Source organism: Thermonema sp., assembly GCF_026003375.1.
Taxonomy (GTDB): domain Bacteria; phylum Bacteroidota; class Bacteroidia; order Cytophagales; family Thermonemataceae; genus Thermonema; species Thermonema rossianum.
The window spans coordinates 42450-59389 of the sequence record NZ_BPHD01000003.1; the positions used below are offsets into that span (position 1 = coordinate 42450).

16 protein-coding genes are annotated in these 16940 nt (G+C 49.5%); 7 read left to right on the forward strand and 9 right to left on the reverse strand.

The window, feature by feature from the left end; all coding sequences use genetic code 11:
- Window positions 1–55: 55 nt before the first annotated feature.
- The 3 genes from QVE43_RS12555 to QVE43_RS09755 all read right to left on the reverse strand — a co-directional run bounded on the left by QVE43_RS12555 (window position 56) and on the right by QVE43_RS09755 (window position 2080).
- Entirely contained in the window at window positions 56–307 is a 252-nt protein-coding gene (locus QVE43_RS12555; protein WP_308445316.1) for a hypothetical protein, read from the reverse strand.
- Window positions 308–387: 80 nt separating this feature from the next.
- Window positions 388–1029, reverse strand: coding sequence for a hydroxymethylbilane synthase (hemC, locus tag QVE43_RS09750; RefSeq protein WP_308445317.1), 642 nt, complete (start codon window positions 1027–1029; stop codon window positions 388–390).
- Between the two features lie 67 nt (window positions 1030–1096).
- Entirely contained in the window at window positions 1097–2080 is a 984-nt protein-coding gene (locus QVE43_RS09755; protein WP_288006627.1) for a type IX secretion system membrane protein PorP/SprF, read from the reverse strand.
- Between the two features lie 151 nt (window positions 2081–2231).
- On the opposite strand from QVE43_RS09755, the gene pyrH reads away from it, so the two are divergent.
- On the forward strand, window positions 2232–2948 hold the full coding sequence (gene pyrH, locus QVE43_RS09760) for a UMP kinase (RefSeq protein ID WP_038031079.1): 717 nt from the start codon (window positions 2232–2234) through the stop codon (window positions 2946–2948).
- Window positions 2949–2981: 33 nt separating this feature from the next.
- Window positions 2982–3545 (forward strand): ribosome recycling factor, encoded by a 564-nt coding sequence (gene frr / locus QVE43_RS09765; protein WP_038031077.1) that lies wholly within the window; start codon window positions 2982–2984, stop codon window positions 3543–3545.
- A 70-nt stretch (window positions 3546–3615) separates the two neighbouring features.
- Here frr and QVE43_RS09770 read toward each other — a convergent pair whose 3' ends face one another.
- The 4 genes from QVE43_RS09770 to QVE43_RS09785 all read right to left on the reverse strand — a co-directional run bounded on the left by QVE43_RS09770 (window position 3616) and on the right by QVE43_RS09785 (window position 8559).
- Complete coding sequence (locus QVE43_RS09770) at window positions 3616–3795, reverse strand: hypothetical protein (protein WP_288006629.1); 180 nt, start codon at window positions 3793–3795, stop codon at window positions 3616–3618.
- Between the two features lie 95 nt (window positions 3796–3890).
- Window positions 3891–5141, reverse strand: a complete 1251-nt coding sequence (locus tag QVE43_RS09775; RefSeq protein ID WP_288006632.1) for a peroxiredoxin — start codon at window positions 5139–5141, stop codon at window positions 3891–3893.
- Window positions 5132–7165: a BatA domain-containing protein gene (locus QVE43_RS09780; protein ID WP_288006635.1), complete on the reverse strand. Its 2034-nt coding sequence runs from the start codon at window positions 7163–7165 to the stop codon at window positions 5132–5134. Before QVE43_RS09780 ends, QVE43_RS09775 begins: the two co-directional genes overlap by 10 nt.
- The gene (locus QVE43_RS09785) at window positions 7162–8559 is read right to left on the reverse strand and encodes a LutB/LldF family L-lactate oxidation iron-sulfur protein (RefSeq protein WP_288006638.1); all 1398 of its coding nucleotides are present in this window, start codon (window positions 8557–8559) and stop codon (window positions 7162–7164) included. The genes QVE43_RS09780 and QVE43_RS09785 overlap by 4 nt, the downstream gene beginning before the upstream one ends.
- Window positions 8560–8983: 424 nt before the next feature.
- Here QVE43_RS09785 and QVE43_RS09790 point away from each other — a divergent pair, with 424 nt between their 5' ends.
- Both QVE43_RS09790 and QVE43_RS09795 read left to right on the forward strand, forming a co-directional pair.
- Window positions 8984–9292, forward strand: a complete 309-nt coding sequence (locus QVE43_RS09790) for a GIY-YIG nuclease family protein (RefSeq protein ID WP_038031065.1) — start codon at window positions 8984–8986, stop codon at window positions 9290–9292.
- 283 nt (window positions 9293–9575) lie between these two features.
- Window positions 9576–9845, forward strand: a complete 270-nt coding sequence (locus QVE43_RS09795) for a hypothetical protein (protein WP_288006643.1) — start codon at window positions 9576–9578, stop codon at window positions 9843–9845.
- On the opposite strand, the gene kynU is transcribed toward QVE43_RS09795, so the two are convergent.
- Complete coding sequence (kynU, locus tag QVE43_RS09800; RefSeq protein ID WP_288006645.1) at window positions 9842–11116, reverse strand: kynureninase; 1275 nt, start codon at window positions 11114–11116, stop codon at window positions 9842–9844. The genes QVE43_RS09795 and kynU overlap by 4 nt on opposite strands.
- A gap of 31 nt (window positions 11117–11147) precedes the next feature.
- The gene (locus tag QVE43_RS09805) at window positions 11148–12287 is read right to left on the reverse strand and encodes a hypothetical protein (RefSeq protein ID WP_288006647.1); all 1140 of its coding nucleotides are present in this window, start codon (window positions 12285–12287) and stop codon (window positions 11148–11150) included.
- 117 nt (window positions 12288–12404) lie between these two features.
- On the opposite strand from QVE43_RS09805, the gene QVE43_RS09810 reads away from it, so the two are divergent.
- The 3 genes from QVE43_RS09810 to QVE43_RS09820 all read left to right on the forward strand — a co-directional run bounded on the left by QVE43_RS09810 (window position 12405) and on the right by QVE43_RS09820 (window position 16917).
- A complete protein-coding gene (locus QVE43_RS09810; RefSeq protein ID WP_288006650.1) occupies window positions 12405–13382 on the forward strand; it encodes a ribonucleoside-diphosphate reductase small subunit in 978 nt (325 codons plus the stop codon).
- Between the two features lie 140 nt (window positions 13383–13522).
- Window positions 13523–14857, forward strand: coding sequence for a pitrilysin family protein (locus tag QVE43_RS09815; RefSeq protein WP_288006652.1), 1335 nt, complete (start codon window positions 13523–13525; stop codon window positions 14855–14857).
- An 8-nt stretch (window positions 14858–14865) separates the two neighbouring features.
- Window positions 14866–16917 carry a pitrilysin family protein gene (locus QVE43_RS09820; protein ID WP_288006654.1) on the forward strand — a complete coding sequence of 684 codons (2052 nt, stop codon included), beginning with the start codon at window positions 14866–14868 and terminating at the stop codon, window positions 16915–16917.
- Window positions 16918–16940 lie beyond the last annotated feature (23 nt).

Here is a 16940-nt window from a genome sequence, read left to right on the forward strand (position 1 = left end):
GGCATTCTTGCCGGAGAAAGCAGGTGTCCTGTTGGGGGGTACCTGCTTTTGTCGTCTATGAGTAAAAGAGAGAAAGCCTTGTAAGTGTATCAAAAAACTGTCTTACAACTGCGCTTTGATTTCTTTGAGTATATCGCCGGCACCGGCTTTCAAGAGGCGTTCTGCCAGCCGGGTACCTGCTGTCTTCGGGGGCTTCGTGCCACCGCTGATGCTGTCTTGAATCAGTTGTTTGCCCGTCGAGGCTTGCCATGCCGCCCAGCAGTGTGACTTGCCCGCCTTCGTGAAATGCATGCCCGAAGACAGGCACACTGCAGCCGCCTTGCAAGCGGGCAAGGAAAGCACGTTCGGCATGCAGGCAGTGTGCCGTGGGGGGGTGGTTTACGGCTTCTATGACTGCCCTTGGCGCAGTGCAGGCGCCAGCTCTTTGTGGGCTTCTATTGCCAGTGCCCCTTGCCCCACGGGCGGGGTGAATGTTTCAAGGTCGAAGCGGTGCACAATGAGCGTATCATAGCCCATGCGATGCACACCGGCATAAGCCAACAAGAGGGCATCACACACGCCTTCATCCATCTTGCGGAGGCGGGTTTGCAAGTTGCCGCGTATATCTACTACTTCCCAATGAGGAAAAAAGCGGCGGATGAGCGCCCGGCGGCGTGTGGAAGAGGTGCCTACACGCAAAGGAGTTTGTAAAGAAAGGTTTTTCTGCCGGCTGACGAGCACATCATAAGCGGTTTCCCGTTCACTGAAGGCAATCAGTTCCAAATCGTCGGGAAGGGTAGAGGGCACATCTTTGGCACTGTGTACGGCAAGGTGTATGTCGCCGCTGCGCAGCATGGCTTCCAGCTCTTCGGTAAACACGCCTTTGCTGCCTATCTTCGACAGAGAGCGGTCCAGAATCTTATCCCCTTTGGTTTCGATGGCAACCAATTCGGCTTGCACCCCTTTTTGACGCAGCAGCTGCGCTACGTGTTCGGCTTGCCACAGCGCCAATTGGCTGCGGCGCGTGCCTATGCGTATGGTGTCCCCCATGAGTATGACGTTTGCTTTCTTTCTGCCAAAGCTACGAAAGCCCCCGCAAAAAGCGAAATGACAAGCATCAGGGTGAGGGTTCATAGGGCAAGCGGGGCAGCGGGCTGCGGGAGTAACTGCGGCGGGCACTTTCACCAAACCGGACACTAAACCCTACTTCGTGCACGTGCCCGGCAAGCGCTTGCGCGCCCACAGGGCTGCCGAAGCTATAAATGAAACGGTACCCTTCATAGTCGATACCGGCATGAAGAAACAAGCGGCTGTCGTTGCCGCCGTCTATGGGCAGCGATTCCACACTAATTCCTGCTTGCAAAGGCGAGAGTATGCCCCAAATGCCCACGTCCAGGCTTTGATAGGCAGCATAGCGGCGATAGCTTGCCCAAGGCAACAGTGCCGCTGTGCGGCGGTAGGCGGGCAGGTCGAGGCGTGCCCCTGCTTGTGCCTGCCAGTAAACAGGCAGCCGGTAGGCAGCGCCACTGCCCCGCAACAAGGCTTGGTTTAGATAGCGCGCCGAAGCACCTATCCAGAACGAAGGCGTGTGCAACAAGGTGGCGGCGTGCAGGTTCCATGCGTGCAAACGCTCATCGGGAAAGCTTTCGGCAGAAGCCTGCCCCGTATTGCCCCATATCGATAGTTGGTCGCCGAAGGTGTATTGCCCGAAACCATGCGTTTGCTGTAAATAACTGCCTTCAAGCGACAGCCGCCAAATGACACTTTTGTGCAAGGGCACAAAGTGAGTAAGCGACAGTGCCACGGCTTGTTGGCGGAAGCGCCCGCTACCGGCCTGTTCGAGCATTGCCCAGCTGCCCAAGGCAGTGCGTGCCTGTTGCCAGGTGTGCGCATACTGCACATACATGCCGGCAATGCCGCCTTCAAGGCGCGGGGCACGGTGGCGGTAGCTCATCTGTGCATGGTGGGCATGCGTGCCGGCTGCGGCTGCGGGGTTGTGCCACAGGCTTGCCTGCCACGGATAAGAAAAAGCCGTGTACTGTGCCCGGCAAGGGGCAGCGGCTATCCAACACAAAAACAAAATCAATAATCGTTTGGGCATAGGTCTGATATTGCTATTCTTCCTTCACGAAGTGCCGGCACCACAAGTTACATTTTTTGAAAAAGCCGGGGCAATCCACCGAACCTTTATTGCTAAATACTTGGGCTTGATGTATATTTGCCGGCAGTGTCCTATCCTAAATTGATTCTCAATGAAATATAAACGCATTCTGCTGAAGCTTAGCGGCGAAGCCTTAAGCGGCGACGACCCGCAGTATATTATCAATCCGGAGCGCTTGGAGCAATACGCCAAAGAAATTAAACGTGTGGTAGAAAGTGGGGTGCAGGTGGCTATTGTCATAGGCGGAGGCAACATTTACAGAGGAAGCGAAGCGGAGCGTTCGGGCATAGACAGAGTGCAGGGCGACTACATGGGCATGCTGGCAACCGTCATCAATGGCATGGCACTGCAAAGCGCCATTGAAAAGCAGGGCGTTTATACGCGTCTGATGTCGGGCATTCGTATGGAGCAGGTCTGCGAGCCTTTTATTCGCCGTCGTGCCATTCGCCATCTTGAAAAAGGACGCGTGGTTATCTTTGCCGCCGGAACGGGCAACCCTTATTTTACCACCGATTCGGCAGCCAGCTTGCGTGCCATTGAAATAGAAGCCGATGTGGTACTGAAAGGCACCAAGGTAGATGGCGTTTATTCTGCCGACCCGAAAAAAGACCTGACCGCTGTGCGTTTTACTTCCATCACTTTCGAAGAAGTATATGCCCGCGGTTTGAGTGTAATGGATTTGACTGCCTTTACCCTGTGTAAAGAAAACAACTTGCCCATCATTGTGTTTGATATGAACAAGCCGGGCAATCTTTACCGTTTGGTGCAAGGCGAAGACATAGGCACGCTCATTTCATCCGATTCATAATCAATGTTTTTAGTTTAAAAAAACGACAATCCTATGGAAGAAGAGATTTTAATGTATCTGCAAGATGCAGAAGAGCGCATGAAGAAAGCGCTGGACCACACCCAAGACATAGTAAGCAAAATCAGAGCGGGGCGTGTAACGCCCGAATTCTTGGAAGGCATTACCGTGGAATATTACGGTGCACAGGTGCCTTTAACGCAAGTGGCAAACGTCAACAGTTTGGACGGGCGCACCCTCAGCATACGTCCTTTTGAAAAAGGGCTTATCAATGATATAGAAAAAGCGATTCAAGCCAGCGATTTGGGGGTAAATCCTCAGAACAACGGCGAAAGCATCATTTTGGCATTTCCGCCCCTTACCGAGGAACGTCGCAAGCAGCTGGTAAAGCAGGTAAAGCAAGAGATAGAAGAAGGGAAAATCAGTGTGCGTAACATACGCAAAGAAGCCAACAACAGCATCAAGAAACTGAAAGAAGAAGGCATCCCCGAAGACTCTATCAAGCGTGGTGAGGAGGAAGTGCAAAAGCTCACCGACAAATATGTAGCTAAACTGGATGAGCTGTTCGAGAAGAAAGAGCAGGAAATCATGAAGGTGTAGGGCGCACTGCCTTGAAAAAAGCAAAGGGACGGTTTGCAGCCGTCCCTTTTGTGCTTAAGCTTGTTGAGGGTTAATCATGCCACCGCCGGCTGGGCTGCGACGAAGCAGCAACATCCAGTTGTGGCAGCAGCTGCTCGAGCAGCTGCTCCAGAAGCTCTTTGTTTCTACATGCACGTACCAACTCTATAATGCTTTCTTGCAATTCTTCAATATTACGGTCATTTTGAGCAGACTTATTACTTCTTTCCATAAGTGTATAGTTTTAAAGTGATTTAGGGTTGTTTATGTATTAAGACGTAATAGCAGCTCAAAAGTAACCGCTTGCCGGATGCTTTTTTTACGAAATTATTCATTTAAAAGTTCTGAAATCGTAGCATTAAATTCTTCGCGCCAGCGCTCGTAATATTCGCCGGTGCCGGGTCCGTAAAATCCGGTGTGTATTTTTCTTACCTTGCCCTGCTTGTCTATGAAGATGGTAGTAGGAAACGACATCACATGGTTAAGCATGGGCAGCACGCGTGCGGCTTCGCCTTTGTCGTTGGTGCCTGCAATCAGAAAATCATAGTCGGCGCCGAAGCGTTTTTTTACACGCTCTACCATCCGTTTGGCATATTGAAAATCCGGCTTTCGCTCAAATGCCAGCGCGATAATGGCTATGTCCTTGTCTTTGTTTTTGCGGTACCAGTCTGCCAAGAAAGCGGTTTCATCCATACAGTTGGGGCACCAAGAGCCAAACAGTTGCAGAATCACTACTTTGCCTTGATAGCGCGGATCGGAAAGCGACACCAGGTTGCTGTCCAAGTCGGGCAAAGTGAAATCTATTTTGTCATAGCCTTCTTTGAGGTAGGTAAGTTCATAGGGGTTGCGCAGCGCGGCGCTGTCGTTGCGTATGGCGGTCCATGTTTCGTGGTAGTCCTTGCCCGACCAGAAGTCGCCTTTCAGCTGTGTGCCCTCTTCGCTGGTAGCTACAAACAAGAATGCATGGTTGCCGTCGAAGGCAGACAGATAGAGCGCCTTGCCGGCAGCGTTGCCTTCCAGATAGCGATAGTCGCCGGTCTCGGTGAGAAAAGTGCCCGTAACTGCATTGCCACTTTGTTGGAAGATACCAACCGCGGGATAAGTGCTGCCATCCGGTTCCGTAAAGGTAACTTCCCATTTTCCCGAAAAATCAAAAGCAGGAGCCACGCTCATGGAGTCGGGGAAAAAACGGTAGTTTTGCCCGCGTACAGCAGTGAAAGGCACCGCTTTATCCGGGGCGTAAAACTTCACGAACTGACCTTCGAGCGTGTCGCTTCCGTGGCGTTTGCCCAAAAGGGCTGCATCGAAGATATGCAGCGGCATAATGACCGAGTCGCCTTTGGTTTGTATGCTGTCAAGCAACAACTTCTCTTCACCGTTACGGATGAAAGCCTTGAGCTGCCCGTTCTCTTCAAATACTTCCATGTTGAAGGGCATGGCACCACCGTCGGAGTGCAACACGAAACGCCAGGTGCCGGCAAGGTTTTGTTCCGGGCTGTTTTCTTGTGAGCTGTCGCAGGCAAGAAGCAAAGTGGCGGCGAGTAGCGCCATCAAGATGTTTTTTATAGTCATTTCCATAGTCTGATGATTAAGGTTTCACAAAGCAAAAATAAAAGGGCTGCTACAATAAAGTATTTCCACAAAGGTGTGGCAATAAACTGCGCACGGTATTGCTGCACCAAGGCTTGTTGTTCATTGCCGGCATATACATGCACATTGGGGAGCGAATCGGCGAGTGCTGCGAGGCTGTCCGCCGAGACTGTTTCCATGTCTGACTCTTCGGCAGGCACGTTGAAGGCTACCAATGCCAGGGTGTCGGCAGCATAGGTGAGGGCATAAAAGCCGGCTTGCAGGCTCTCTGTGGGCAGGTCAATACGCAAGCGCTTGCCCAGCAATTGCGGGGTCAACAGCCATTCTTCTTGTTCGCGTCGTAAACTAAGGGGGCGGTCGGCTGCCGGCTGCACGCCCACAGGCAACAACAGGCTGCGTTCGTTGCTGCGGTAGGCATAGAGCAATGCTCTTTGGGGAGCTGTTTGTGCCATACGGTACAATACAGGCACAAAGAGTGCATGTTTTACCAGACTGGTGTATTGACTTTGCAGAGGGGCGGCAAACACGTACACTTTGCCGCTTTGCAGGCGGTACATGCTGAGAAAAGCTTCGCCGTTTTGCATTTTCAAAATCGCATCGCCCCCCTTGCATATCCATAGAGGGCGTGCAAGAGGCATAACGGTGCTGTTGGTTTTCTTACTGAAAACGCCTTCAAAAAAAGGATGATTCAGGCTTTCGGCGCGCAGTTGCAAGCTGCTGTCAGGGGGGAGTGTGGCCGCCTGTGTCAGCTGAATGCCCCATGATGACAAGAAAGCCGGCGGTGCGCCTTGGGCAGGAATGAGCGCCAGGCTGCCCCCCTCTTCCACAAAGCGGCGGATGCGCTCTATGGGGGTTCCGCCCATGTTCGCATGGGTTTCCACGATGAGCAAATCAACCTCGCGCAGCTCATCTTCATTCAGTGTGTTGAATGTCCTGTGTTGCAGCTGTATTTGTGGCTCGGCATTGTAGGCTGCCATCAAATAAGGATTGGGCTCGTTGCCGGCATGCAGATACAAGACCTGCAGGCGGCGCCGGGCATTGTAGCTGAAATAGTAGTCGTTATCGAAGGTGATGGGCGTGTCTTCGATATGCAACCTGCCGCGCAGCCAGCCACTTTCGTTGGAACTGAACTCGACGGAAAACGTACGGCTTTCACCGGCAGCCAAATCCACGCTTTTGCCGGCTATGGCGCGGTCTTGTAGAAAAAGCTGCACGGGCAGTTGTCGCACTTCGCGGCTGCTGTGGTTGCGTAGTTTGAAGTAAAGGGTGTTGATGCTGTTGTTCTGAATAAAAGGAGCGCCCAGCCACACGCTGTCGATGCTGACATTGGCAACAGGTGCAGCCTGCAAAGGCACTAAATGGTAGTGTATGTCTTTTTGAAAAGTATATTTGAAAAGAGAGGCAGCGCTGTTTTTTTGAAAGTCGCTGAACAAAAACAAATGGGCACGCGCATGAGGTAAACGCTTGCGAGCCAGCTTTTCCTGCCGGCGCAGTACGTCACCAAGCGCAGGGCGGTAAAGGCTGAAACGCATGGCGGCCAGTGCTTCGCTCAGCTCATCGGCTTCATAGATTTGGGCTTCACGGCTGTCGAAAGCGTTACTCAACAGTTGAAAACGCCCTCCGGTATTCAGGCTATGGCTGAGTGCCGTTACTTGTTCCTTCGCTTGTGTAAGCAGGTTGAGGTCGCTGCCCACGCCGGGGCGTTGCATGCTGTAAGAATTGTCGATATAGAAACTGTGAAGTGCTTGTCCATGTCCACTTTCGGCGTATTCGCCGGGCAATACGGGGCGGGCAAATGCCATCACAAGGGCTGCCAAAAAAAACATACGGCACAACAACACAAGCCATTCGCGCAGTTTGCGCATGGCTTTGGTTTGGGTTTCGAGCTGCTGCAGGTAGCGCACATTGGTGAAATAGACCTTGCGCGGACGATGCAGGTTGAACAAATGCAGGGCAAGGGGTACAAGCAGCAGGGCGAAAGCCCACAAAAAAGATGGATTCAAAAAGGTCATACCTTTGTCTTTTTAGCATTGGCAATACGTTCTTGCCACAGTTGTTTAAACGAGCGTGGTGCCACCTGTATGGGGGTGTGGTAGCGCCCCCAGCTGTCTTTAAATACGCGACGCAATACGGTATTTTTAATGCCGGCGCCCCACATATCTATGAGCCGGCGGTTAAGCATGGCTTTTTTCCACAACTTGAAAGCCATGCGTTCGGCAAAGGGCACCAGTTTCTTTTCCACGGCGCTCTTCCGGTTGAGCAAAAGCAAGTCATGAATTTCTATTTTTACCGGGCACACGCTGCTGCAGGCACCGCACAAAGAGCTGGCATAGCTTAGGTGCTTGTAGTCTTTCATGCCTTTGAAGTAGGGGGTAATCACCGAGCCTATGGGACCGCTGTAGGTGCTGCCGTAGGTGTGTCCGCCTATGTTTTTGTAAACGGGGCAGGCATTGAGGCAGGCACCGCAACGAATACAGTGCAACGCTTGCCGCTTGGCGGGGTCTGCCAGCAGTTCGGTGCGCCCGTTGTCCAACAGAATCACATACATTTCTTCGGGTCCGTCGCTTTCCTTGCTTTGGCGGGGTCCGGTAATGACGCTGTTATATACAGTCAGGTGTTGCCCGGTGCCGCTGGTAGCCAGAAGAGGCCAGAAGAGGCTCAGGTCTTCGAGGCGGGGCAGCACTTTTTCCAAGCCCACAATGGCAATATGCACTTTGGGAAAAGTAACCGACAGGCGGGCATTGCCTTCGTTTTCGGTGATGGCAATGCCTCCTATGTCGGCAATGATAAAATTGGCACCGGTAATGCCCACCTCTGCCGACACATACTTTTCGCGCAGCATGCGCCGGGCGGCATGGGTCAGTGCTTGGGCATCGTCGGTGGGTTCTATGTGCAATTTTTCGGAAAACAGGCGGCTGATATCCTCTTTGGACATGTGCATGGCAGGCGTCACGATGTGGTAGGGCTTTTGACCTGCCAGCTGCACGATGAATTCGCCCAAGTCAGTTTCATATACATGCACTTGGCGTTCTTCCAAAAACTCATTAAGCCCGATTTCTTCGGTAGCCATCGATTTGGACTTGACCACTTCTTTGGCTTGGTGCTTCTCGAATATCTCTGCGATATATTGCAGAGCGGTTTTTGAGGTATCTGCCCAGAGCACTTTGGCACCACGCTTGGTGATGTTTTGTTCAAACTGCACCAGCAGGTCGTCGAGGTGGGCAATGGCTTCTTGCTTGATGTAAGCAGCCCGGCTGCGCGCCAGCTCATGGTCTTTATATTGCTGCAAGCCCTTTTGCACGGCTTGCTCATACTTGCCCATGTTGAAGCGTATGGTCCGGCGGTGCTTTTCGTCGAATACCTTGGCTTCGGCTTCTTTTTGGAAGCGGCTGAGTGTTTTGCTCATAGTTGTGATAGTAACTTTCAAAACAAAGTTAAAAAATAAAACAGCTCTTTGTGTCTCGTTCTGTCGAGCGAAACGAAGTGTAGCGAGATATCCCGTCAATCCAAGTTTGCTTCTGCCTTTGTCGTGTCGAACGAAGTGAGACATCTCGTCAAGCCAAGTTTACTTCTGCTTTTTGTCATCTCGAACGAGCAAAGCAAGTGAGAGATCTCATCAAGCCAAGCCGCAAGAAGCAAAAAAGATTTCTCGCTGCGCTCGAAATGACAAGAAGGGAACTTCAAAAGAGTAGAGTGATACAAGCATAAATAAAATGCCAAAATAACCCGTTTTCTTTTTAAAAAGAATGATAGTCATTATCTTGGAATAGGAACAACACGTATCTGCTCTTTGTAGCGACCTTAAAAACGCCTTTTTCTTTCATGTTTATATGAAACCTTTAGGTTGCCACAATTACTTTGTTTACATTACCACGAACAAAAGCAAGAAAGTTTTATATGTAGGTATTACGAACGATTTACGCAGGCGCCTTTATGAGCATAAGCTGGATGCTTACACTACCAAAAGTCATTTTACCGGGAAATATAATGCTTACTTTTTGGTTTACTGGGAAAGGTTTGAGTACGTAGAACACGCCATTGCCCGTGAAAAAGAGATTAAAAAATGGCGAAGGGCAAAAAAGGAAGCTCTTATTAACTCTTTTAATCCGGAATGGCGATTTTTAAATGATGAGATTTGATAAACAAGGCTGATTCCTATCTATTGGCAATGCTTTGTGATGTATTAGCATCTTTTGTCATCTCGAACGAGCAAAGCGAGTGAGAGATCTCATCAAGCCAAGCCGCAAGAAGCAAAAAAGATTTCTCGCTTGCGCTCGAAATGACAGGAAGGAAGAACGAAATAGCAAGAGGAAAGCTTGAAGCGGTAAAGGGAGTATTTCAAAATCACAAGAGGTATTTAGAAATGATAGGTAAGGCATAAAAAGTAACAACGAAGGATTAAAAGATGAAAAGAAGATGTAAATGTCTTTTTGTCGTGTCGAACGAAGTGAGACATCTCGTCAAGTTAAGTTTACTTCTGCTTTTTGTCATCTCGAACTCGCAAAGCGAGTGAGAGATCTCGTCGAACCAAGCCGCAAGAAGCAAAAAAGATTTCTCGCTGCGCTCGAAATGATAGGAGATGATAATCGAGATGACAGTGGGAAAAATGAAATGATGGAAGGAGGGCGTGAAATAATGAGGGGAAAAAAAGAAGTGAAAAAGCCCCCGGCTTTGGGGGCTATGTTCTACTAAAATTGTTTGAGCACTTGCCCTACGCGATATACTTCCTCAAAGGTGTTATAAAGAGGTACGGGGGCTAAGCGTATCACGTTGGGTTCACGCCAGTCACCTACTATATGGGCGGCCTGCAGCGCATCGAATACTTTTTTCCCGTCGCGGTGCACGTAGATCGACACTTGACAGCCCCGGGCTTCGTAGGAACGGGGGGTAAGTACCGTGAGGTTGTCGCTGCAGTAGTTGTCTATGAAAAACAGCAGATAATCGGTCAGTTTTTTGCTTTTTTCGCGCAGGTGCTCAAAGCCCGCTTCTTGGAATATTTCCAAAGCAGCCTTATGGGCAGCCATCAGTAAAATGGGCTCATTGGCTACCTGCCATCCCTCGGCAGTGGTGATGGGTTTGAATCCTTTTTTCATCAAGAAGCGCTCTTCTTCGTTGTGTCCCCACCAGCCGCCAAAGCGGGGCAAATCGGCATGATGATGCTTGCGATGCACAAAGGCACCACCTACGCCACCGGGGCTGGAGTTCAAATATTTGTAAGAGCACCATACGGCGAAATCCACATTCCAGTCATGTAAGCAGAGAGGCACGTTGCCTACGGCATGGGCCAGGTCGAAGCCTGCCATTGCGCCTGCTTCATGGGCGGCAGCCGTAATTCGTTCCATATCGAACACTTGCCCGGTGTAGTAATTGATGCCGCCGAAGAGCACCAATGCCAAGCTATCGCCTTCGCGGCGTATGGCTGCCTCTATGTCTTCGGTGCGCAGGAAAGTTTCGCCTTCGCGAGGGGCTACTTCCACAATGGCTTCTTCGGGCTTGTAGCCATGGAAACGCACCTGTGTTTCTACGGCATACTGATCCGAGGGGAAGGCGCCCGCCTCCATCAGCACCTTGAAGCGCTTGCCTTGAGGGCGGTAAAACGACACCATCATGAAATGCAGGTTGGACGTAAGGTTGTTCATGATGGTGACTTCATCGGGGTGGGCGCCCACTATGGGGGCAAGCATGGGCTGCAGCGCCTTATGGTAGTCGAACCAGCGGGTTTCGCCTTCAAAGTGCCCGTCGACGGCCAGGGTGCGCCAGCGTTCCATCTCTTGCTCTATGACACGGGCCGTCCGCTTGGGCTGCAGCCCCAACGAATTGCCACACAAGTAGATGATTTCTTGTCCTTCGCGGCGTGGAATATGAAACTCTTCCCTGAACCGGCGCAAGGGGTCCCGGCTGTCCATTTGCCGTGCAAATTCCAAACTGTCTTCCATGGTGATTGAGGATATGCTATAACTCATATTCGATTTATGATTTAAGTGCAAGGTGTTTTTAGTTGTGTCCGTCCTGTAGTTTTTCGTTTAGCTCGCGCAATACTTGGTTGTGTGCCAGCGCTTCGGGCTTGAGCTGCTCGATATACTGCGAAAGCAAGAATGAATCTTCCAGGTTTTCAATTTGATAAACCTTGGAAGTAAGTTCATCCAACAACATGAGGTTTTCGACCATCAGGCTGTCTTCTTCGCTGCTTTGCAGGGTTTCTTGCTTTTTGAGGTTGCGCACCTGAATGGCTTTTAATTTGCCCGCCACTTCTTTAAGTTTTTGCTGTTGTTCTACCTCTTTGCGTTTTTCTGTAAGCACCTGAATGACGCTGTCATAGTAAGCCAAGCGTGTTTTGACGATTTCCATATTTTCGCGGCTTACCTTGATGAGCTCTTCTGCCACTTGGCGCGTTTCTTCACTTACGTTGGCTTGTGGGTGGTCTGCATAAAAGGCAATGGGGTGTTGGCCGCGGCGGTATATCCACAGAGGCTGTGAAGCTTGCTTGCCCTCTTGAAGGTAGATGGGTTGATAGGCTGTCCGGTATGCTTCAAAAAGGGCGTCTTCCAGTTCGCGCATAATTTGCAAGTCTTGCTGCTTATGCTCTTGTATTTTGCCGATAAGGTAGTCTATTTTTTCCACGCGGTTGGTGCTGTGCCACTGCAAGGCGCGATAAAGGCGCTGCAGAAAGTCCCCAAATTGGCCGGCACCAAAGTGGGAAGCCGAAATCTTGAGGGCTGTTTTTTCTTTGCTATGGCACAGCAGGATGCTATCGGCTTCCTGAATGACCTTTTGGGATAAACTGGGATAGCCAAACGGCAATGTTTTGTTGTCTTTTAAAATTTGTGCTTGCTTGATATCTGCCCAGTCGAAAAAGTATTTTTTTCCTATGATGCCTTCGCGCACGCTAAGCCCTTCGGCCGTAAGCTGCAGCTGCAGCCGTTTGAGCTGCATCCATGCTTGTGTGCTGAACCAAGCGACACTGCCCACACTTAGCAGTTTGACGAAAGGACTACGGAAACGCCAAAATGCGAATAAAGACAAGCCAAGTGCCAGCCATTCAGCCCACCACCATGAAGGGCGCTTTTCGTGGAGCGTGAATTCATAGAGGGAAGGCTTGCCGGAAGCGTCTTTTTTGGTTTTGCGCAATATCATAGAAAGCACGGATTGTGTATATTTGTTATGTCTTGTGATGACAAATTAAACAAAAACGCCTGAAAATAAGTATCTACAAAAGGAACAGTTTCATAACCAAACAAAAGATATTTGCATATGAGCCACACACACAACGAGCCGTTGCTTTTAGAAGAAAAAAACCGCTTTGTACTTTTCCCCATCAAGCACCATGAAATATGGGAGATGTATAAAAAGGCAGAAGCCAGTTTCTGGACTGCCGAGGAAATAGACTTGTCGCAAGACTTGCGCGATTGGGAAAATTTGAATGAAGGAGAGCGCCACTTTATTTCGCATGTGTTGGCATTCTTTGCTGCCAGCGATGGCATCGTGAATGAAAACTTGGTGCTCAACTTCATGCGCGAAGTCACACTGCCCGAAGCACGTTGTTTCTATGGTTTTCAGGTAATGATGGAAAACATTCATTCCGAAACCTATTCTCTGCTTATTGACACCTATATTAAAGACAGTGCCGAACGCGAGCACCTTTTCAATGCCATAGAGACCGTGCCTTGCGTGAAGAAAAAAGCCGAATGGGCACTGCGTTGGATTGAAAGCCCCAATTTTGTGGAGCGTTTGATAGCCTTTGCGGCTGTTGAAGGTATTTTCTTTTCCGGTAGTTTTTGCGCCATCTTCTGGCTTAAAGAGCGTGGTTTGATGCCCGGGCTGTCGTTTTCCAATGAGCTGATTTCACGTGACGAGGGCTTGCACTGCGATTTCGCTTGCTTGCTTTACAATCAATACATTCAAAATAAATTAAGCCCGGAACGTGTGCTCGAAATCATCACCGATGCCGTGGCTATTGAAAAAGAGTTTATCACCGATGCGCTGCCGGTTGACCTTATCGGTATGAATTCCCGCCTGATGGCTCAATACATAGAGTTTGTGGCCGACCGTTTATTGGTGGCGTTGGGACAGGAAAAGCATTACAATGCCAGCAATCCTTTCCCTTTCATGGATATGATTTCATTGCAAGGAAAAACCAACTTCTTTGAAAAAAGAGTATCGGAATACCGCAAAGCAGGGGTGTCGTCCAAGAAAGATGATCAAAAGTTTACCTTAAATGAAGACTTTTAAATATGCTTCCAACTAATTTGGCAAAAAGGCGTGGTCGTAAAAAGACCGTGCCTTTTTTTGTAGTAATCTTAAATAATTGTTAAGTTTTGGAATTTAATACGAAAGAAATTAGATTTGAATTGCATAAAAATATCAATCCCATGAGAAGAATAGTTGCATTATGGTTGTTTCTGCTGGCAGGGAGCGCCTGGCTTCCTTGTGCAGGGCAGATGAAGATAGACTTTCAGGAGTATGACTTACCCAATGGGCTGCATGTCATACTGTATCCACGCACCGACGTGCCGGTGGTGGCAGTCGGCATGATGTATCATGTGGGCTCGAAAAATGAAGACCCGGAGCGGACCGGCTTTGCCCACTTCTTCGAACACCTGATGTTTGAAGGTTCCAAGTACATAGAGCGCGGCGAGCTGGACAAGCTGCTTACCGAGGCAGGGGCTACCTACAACGCCAATACTTGGTATGACCGCACCTACTACTATGAAGTATTGCCTGCCAATCAATTAAACCTTGCGCTCTGGATAGAAGCCGAGCGCTTGCGTCATGCTAAAGTAGATATGAAGGGCATTGAAACGCAGCGCGAAGTGGTGAAAGAGGAGCGCCGCTTGCGTGTGGACAATCAGCCCTACGGGCGTCTGGTAGAAGAAACCATGAAGCGGGTGTACAAAAAACATCCTTACCGCTGGCCTGTGATAGGCTATATGGAGCATTTGGAAGCCGCCAGCGAAGAAGATTTTAAAAACTTCTACAAGACCTTCTATGTACCCAACAATGCTACTTTGGCAATTGCCGGTAATTTCGATGTAGAAGCAACCAAGAAAACCATAGAAATCTATTTTGGTGACATACCGAAGGGCAAAAAAGTGCCCCGCCCCAATGTGGAAGAACCGCCATTGGGGGGCGAAGTGCGCGACGTGGTGTATGACAACGTACAACTGCCGGCAGTAGTGCACGCTTTCCGCACCCCTTCCATCAAAGAGCCCGACTACTATGCAGTCAACATGCTGATGCAGTTGCTTTCGCAAGGCGAGAGCTCTCGTCTGAGCCGTTATGTGAAGAATGAAAAGAGAAAAGCATTGGCAGTAGGCGCCTTCCCCTTTGGTTTGGAAGACAGCCCCTCGGTATCCATCATTTACGGAATTGCCAATGCAGGGGTCAGCCCCGAAGAGCTGGAAGCAGCTTTGGAAGAAGAATATGAGAAAATCAAGCGGGAAGGCATTTCCTTCCAGGAGTTTCAAAAGTTGCGTAACCAGCTGGAAACAGAATACTATACCCGGAACAGCACTATGGAAGGCATAGCCGAAAGCCTTGCCAATTATCACACCTTTTTTGGCGATGCCAATCTCATCAATACCGAAATACAGCAGTATTTAAAAGTAACCCCGAACGACATCAAGCGGGTAGCCAATAAGTATTTGGTGAAAGAAAACCGTGTAACCCTTTATTGGTTGCCTAAGTCAGAAGAACAATCTAAATAAGTAGCGCCATGAACAAGAAAATATTACTCTCATTGATACTGTTGAGCCTCTTTGGCACAGCTGCCTGGGCTCAAGGCCGGAAATACCCTACTACCCCCCCGAAAGCAGAGGGCTTTCCGCCCCTTCAGCTCAAGCCCTACCAGTCGTTTACTTTGCCCAATGGCTTGAAGGTATTTGTTATTGAAGACAAAACCTTGCCCAAAGTAACCGTTTACACTGCCTTCGACTATCCGCCTGTAAAGCAAGGCGACAAGGCCGGCTTCCTGGATATGTTTGGCGAGCTGATAATGGCGGGTACCGAAAAGAAAGATAAAGCCACAATAGATGAACAGATTGACTTTTATGGCGCCAATATCTCTTTCGGGAGTGACTACTTTTCGGTGTTTACTTTGAAAAAACACCTGCCTACCATTTTGGATCTGACCGCCGAAATACTGTTGAAGCCTACTTTCCCGGAAGAAGAGCTGGAGAAAATTAGAGAGCGCACCTTGTCTAACTTAAAGGCTGTGCAAGATTCACCGGAAGCCATTGCCGATAACCTGCGGCGTCGCTTGTCGTTTGGCGACAAGCATCCTTATGGCGAGGTGGCAACGCCCCAAACTGTAAAGAACATTACCCGGGACGATTTTGTGAAGTTCTATCAGACCTATTACCGCCCCAATGTCGCTTACATGGCATTTGTGGGTTACATTACCTTGGATGAAGCCAAAAGTCTGGTAGAGAAATATTTTGGTGCATGGGAAAAAGGCAATGTGCCTACCGAGTACTTGCCGGTGCCTCAACCGCCCAAAGCCACGCAAGTGGCTATTGCAGAAAAAGCGGGTGCCGTGCAAAGTGTTCTGCGTCTGACTTATCCTATCAAATACAACTTGGCAGACAAGAATTACTTGGTGGCACGCTTGGCAAACCAAATTTTGGGCGGTAATGCCAATGCGCGTCTTTTCCGTAACTTGCGTGAAGACAAAGGCTATACTTACGGCGCTTATTCCCGTTTGATACCCGACCGCTGGGCCGGCTATTTTATAGCTTCTGCCGATGTGCGCAATGCCGTTACCGATAGCGCCATGGTAGAAATGATTAAGGAAATGGAGCGCATGCGTAATGAAGTGGTGCCTGAAGATGAGTTGCGGCGTGCAAAAAATATCTTAATAGGCAGCTTTGCGCGCTCATTGGAGCGCCCCGAGACCATTGCGCAGTTTGCCATCAACACAGCCATCTATAACTTGCCGGCAGAATACTATACTACCTACATTCCGCGCTTGGAAGCAATCAAAGCCCAGGAAGTACAGTTCGTAGCAAGACAATACTTCCTGCCTTCCAATGCTTATATCATTGGCGTGGGCGATATAGATGTGTTGCAAAGCAAGTTGGCACGCTTTGGGCCCGTGAAACGTTACGACGCCTTCGGGAATGAATATAAAGGGGTTGACCTTGCCTCTTTGGAGGGCGTGAGTGCAGCTACCGTTATCAATCAATACTTACGTGCCATTGCCGGTACCCGTAATATTAGCGATATACGCAGCCTGCAGCAAAGTGTGAGCTTTACCATTCAAGGCTTGCAAATAGAGACTGTAACCGTACGCACCGCACAAGGCTTTGAAACAAAAGTGAAAACACCTTTTGGCTTGCAGCTTATTCGTTTCGATGGTAAAAAAGTACTAAACAAGACCCCGCAAGGCGAACGAGTAATAGATAACCCCGAAGATGAGGTATATAAGCGTGCCAAAGCCGGCACTTATGTGCTTTTAGAGCGTGATTACCAGAAGCTGGGCTACAAAGCTACCCTGACCGATGCTAAGACAATGGATGGAAAGGTGGTTTTGGAAATCACCTACGAATCGCCGGAAGGTGTCAAAGAAAAGCGTTACTATGACAAAGAAAGCGGACTGCTGCTGCAGACGATAGATGCTGACGGTACTACTGCGAAGTATTTGGAATATGCCGAAGTGGAAGGTTTTCAGTTGCCTGTGAAAGCAGAGCTTTCTTTAATGGGACAAACCACAGAAGCTACTATCAGCTATCAAATCAACCCGGATGTGACGATAGAGTCTATTCCTTAAAGGGAATAAGAAAAGAGTGATAA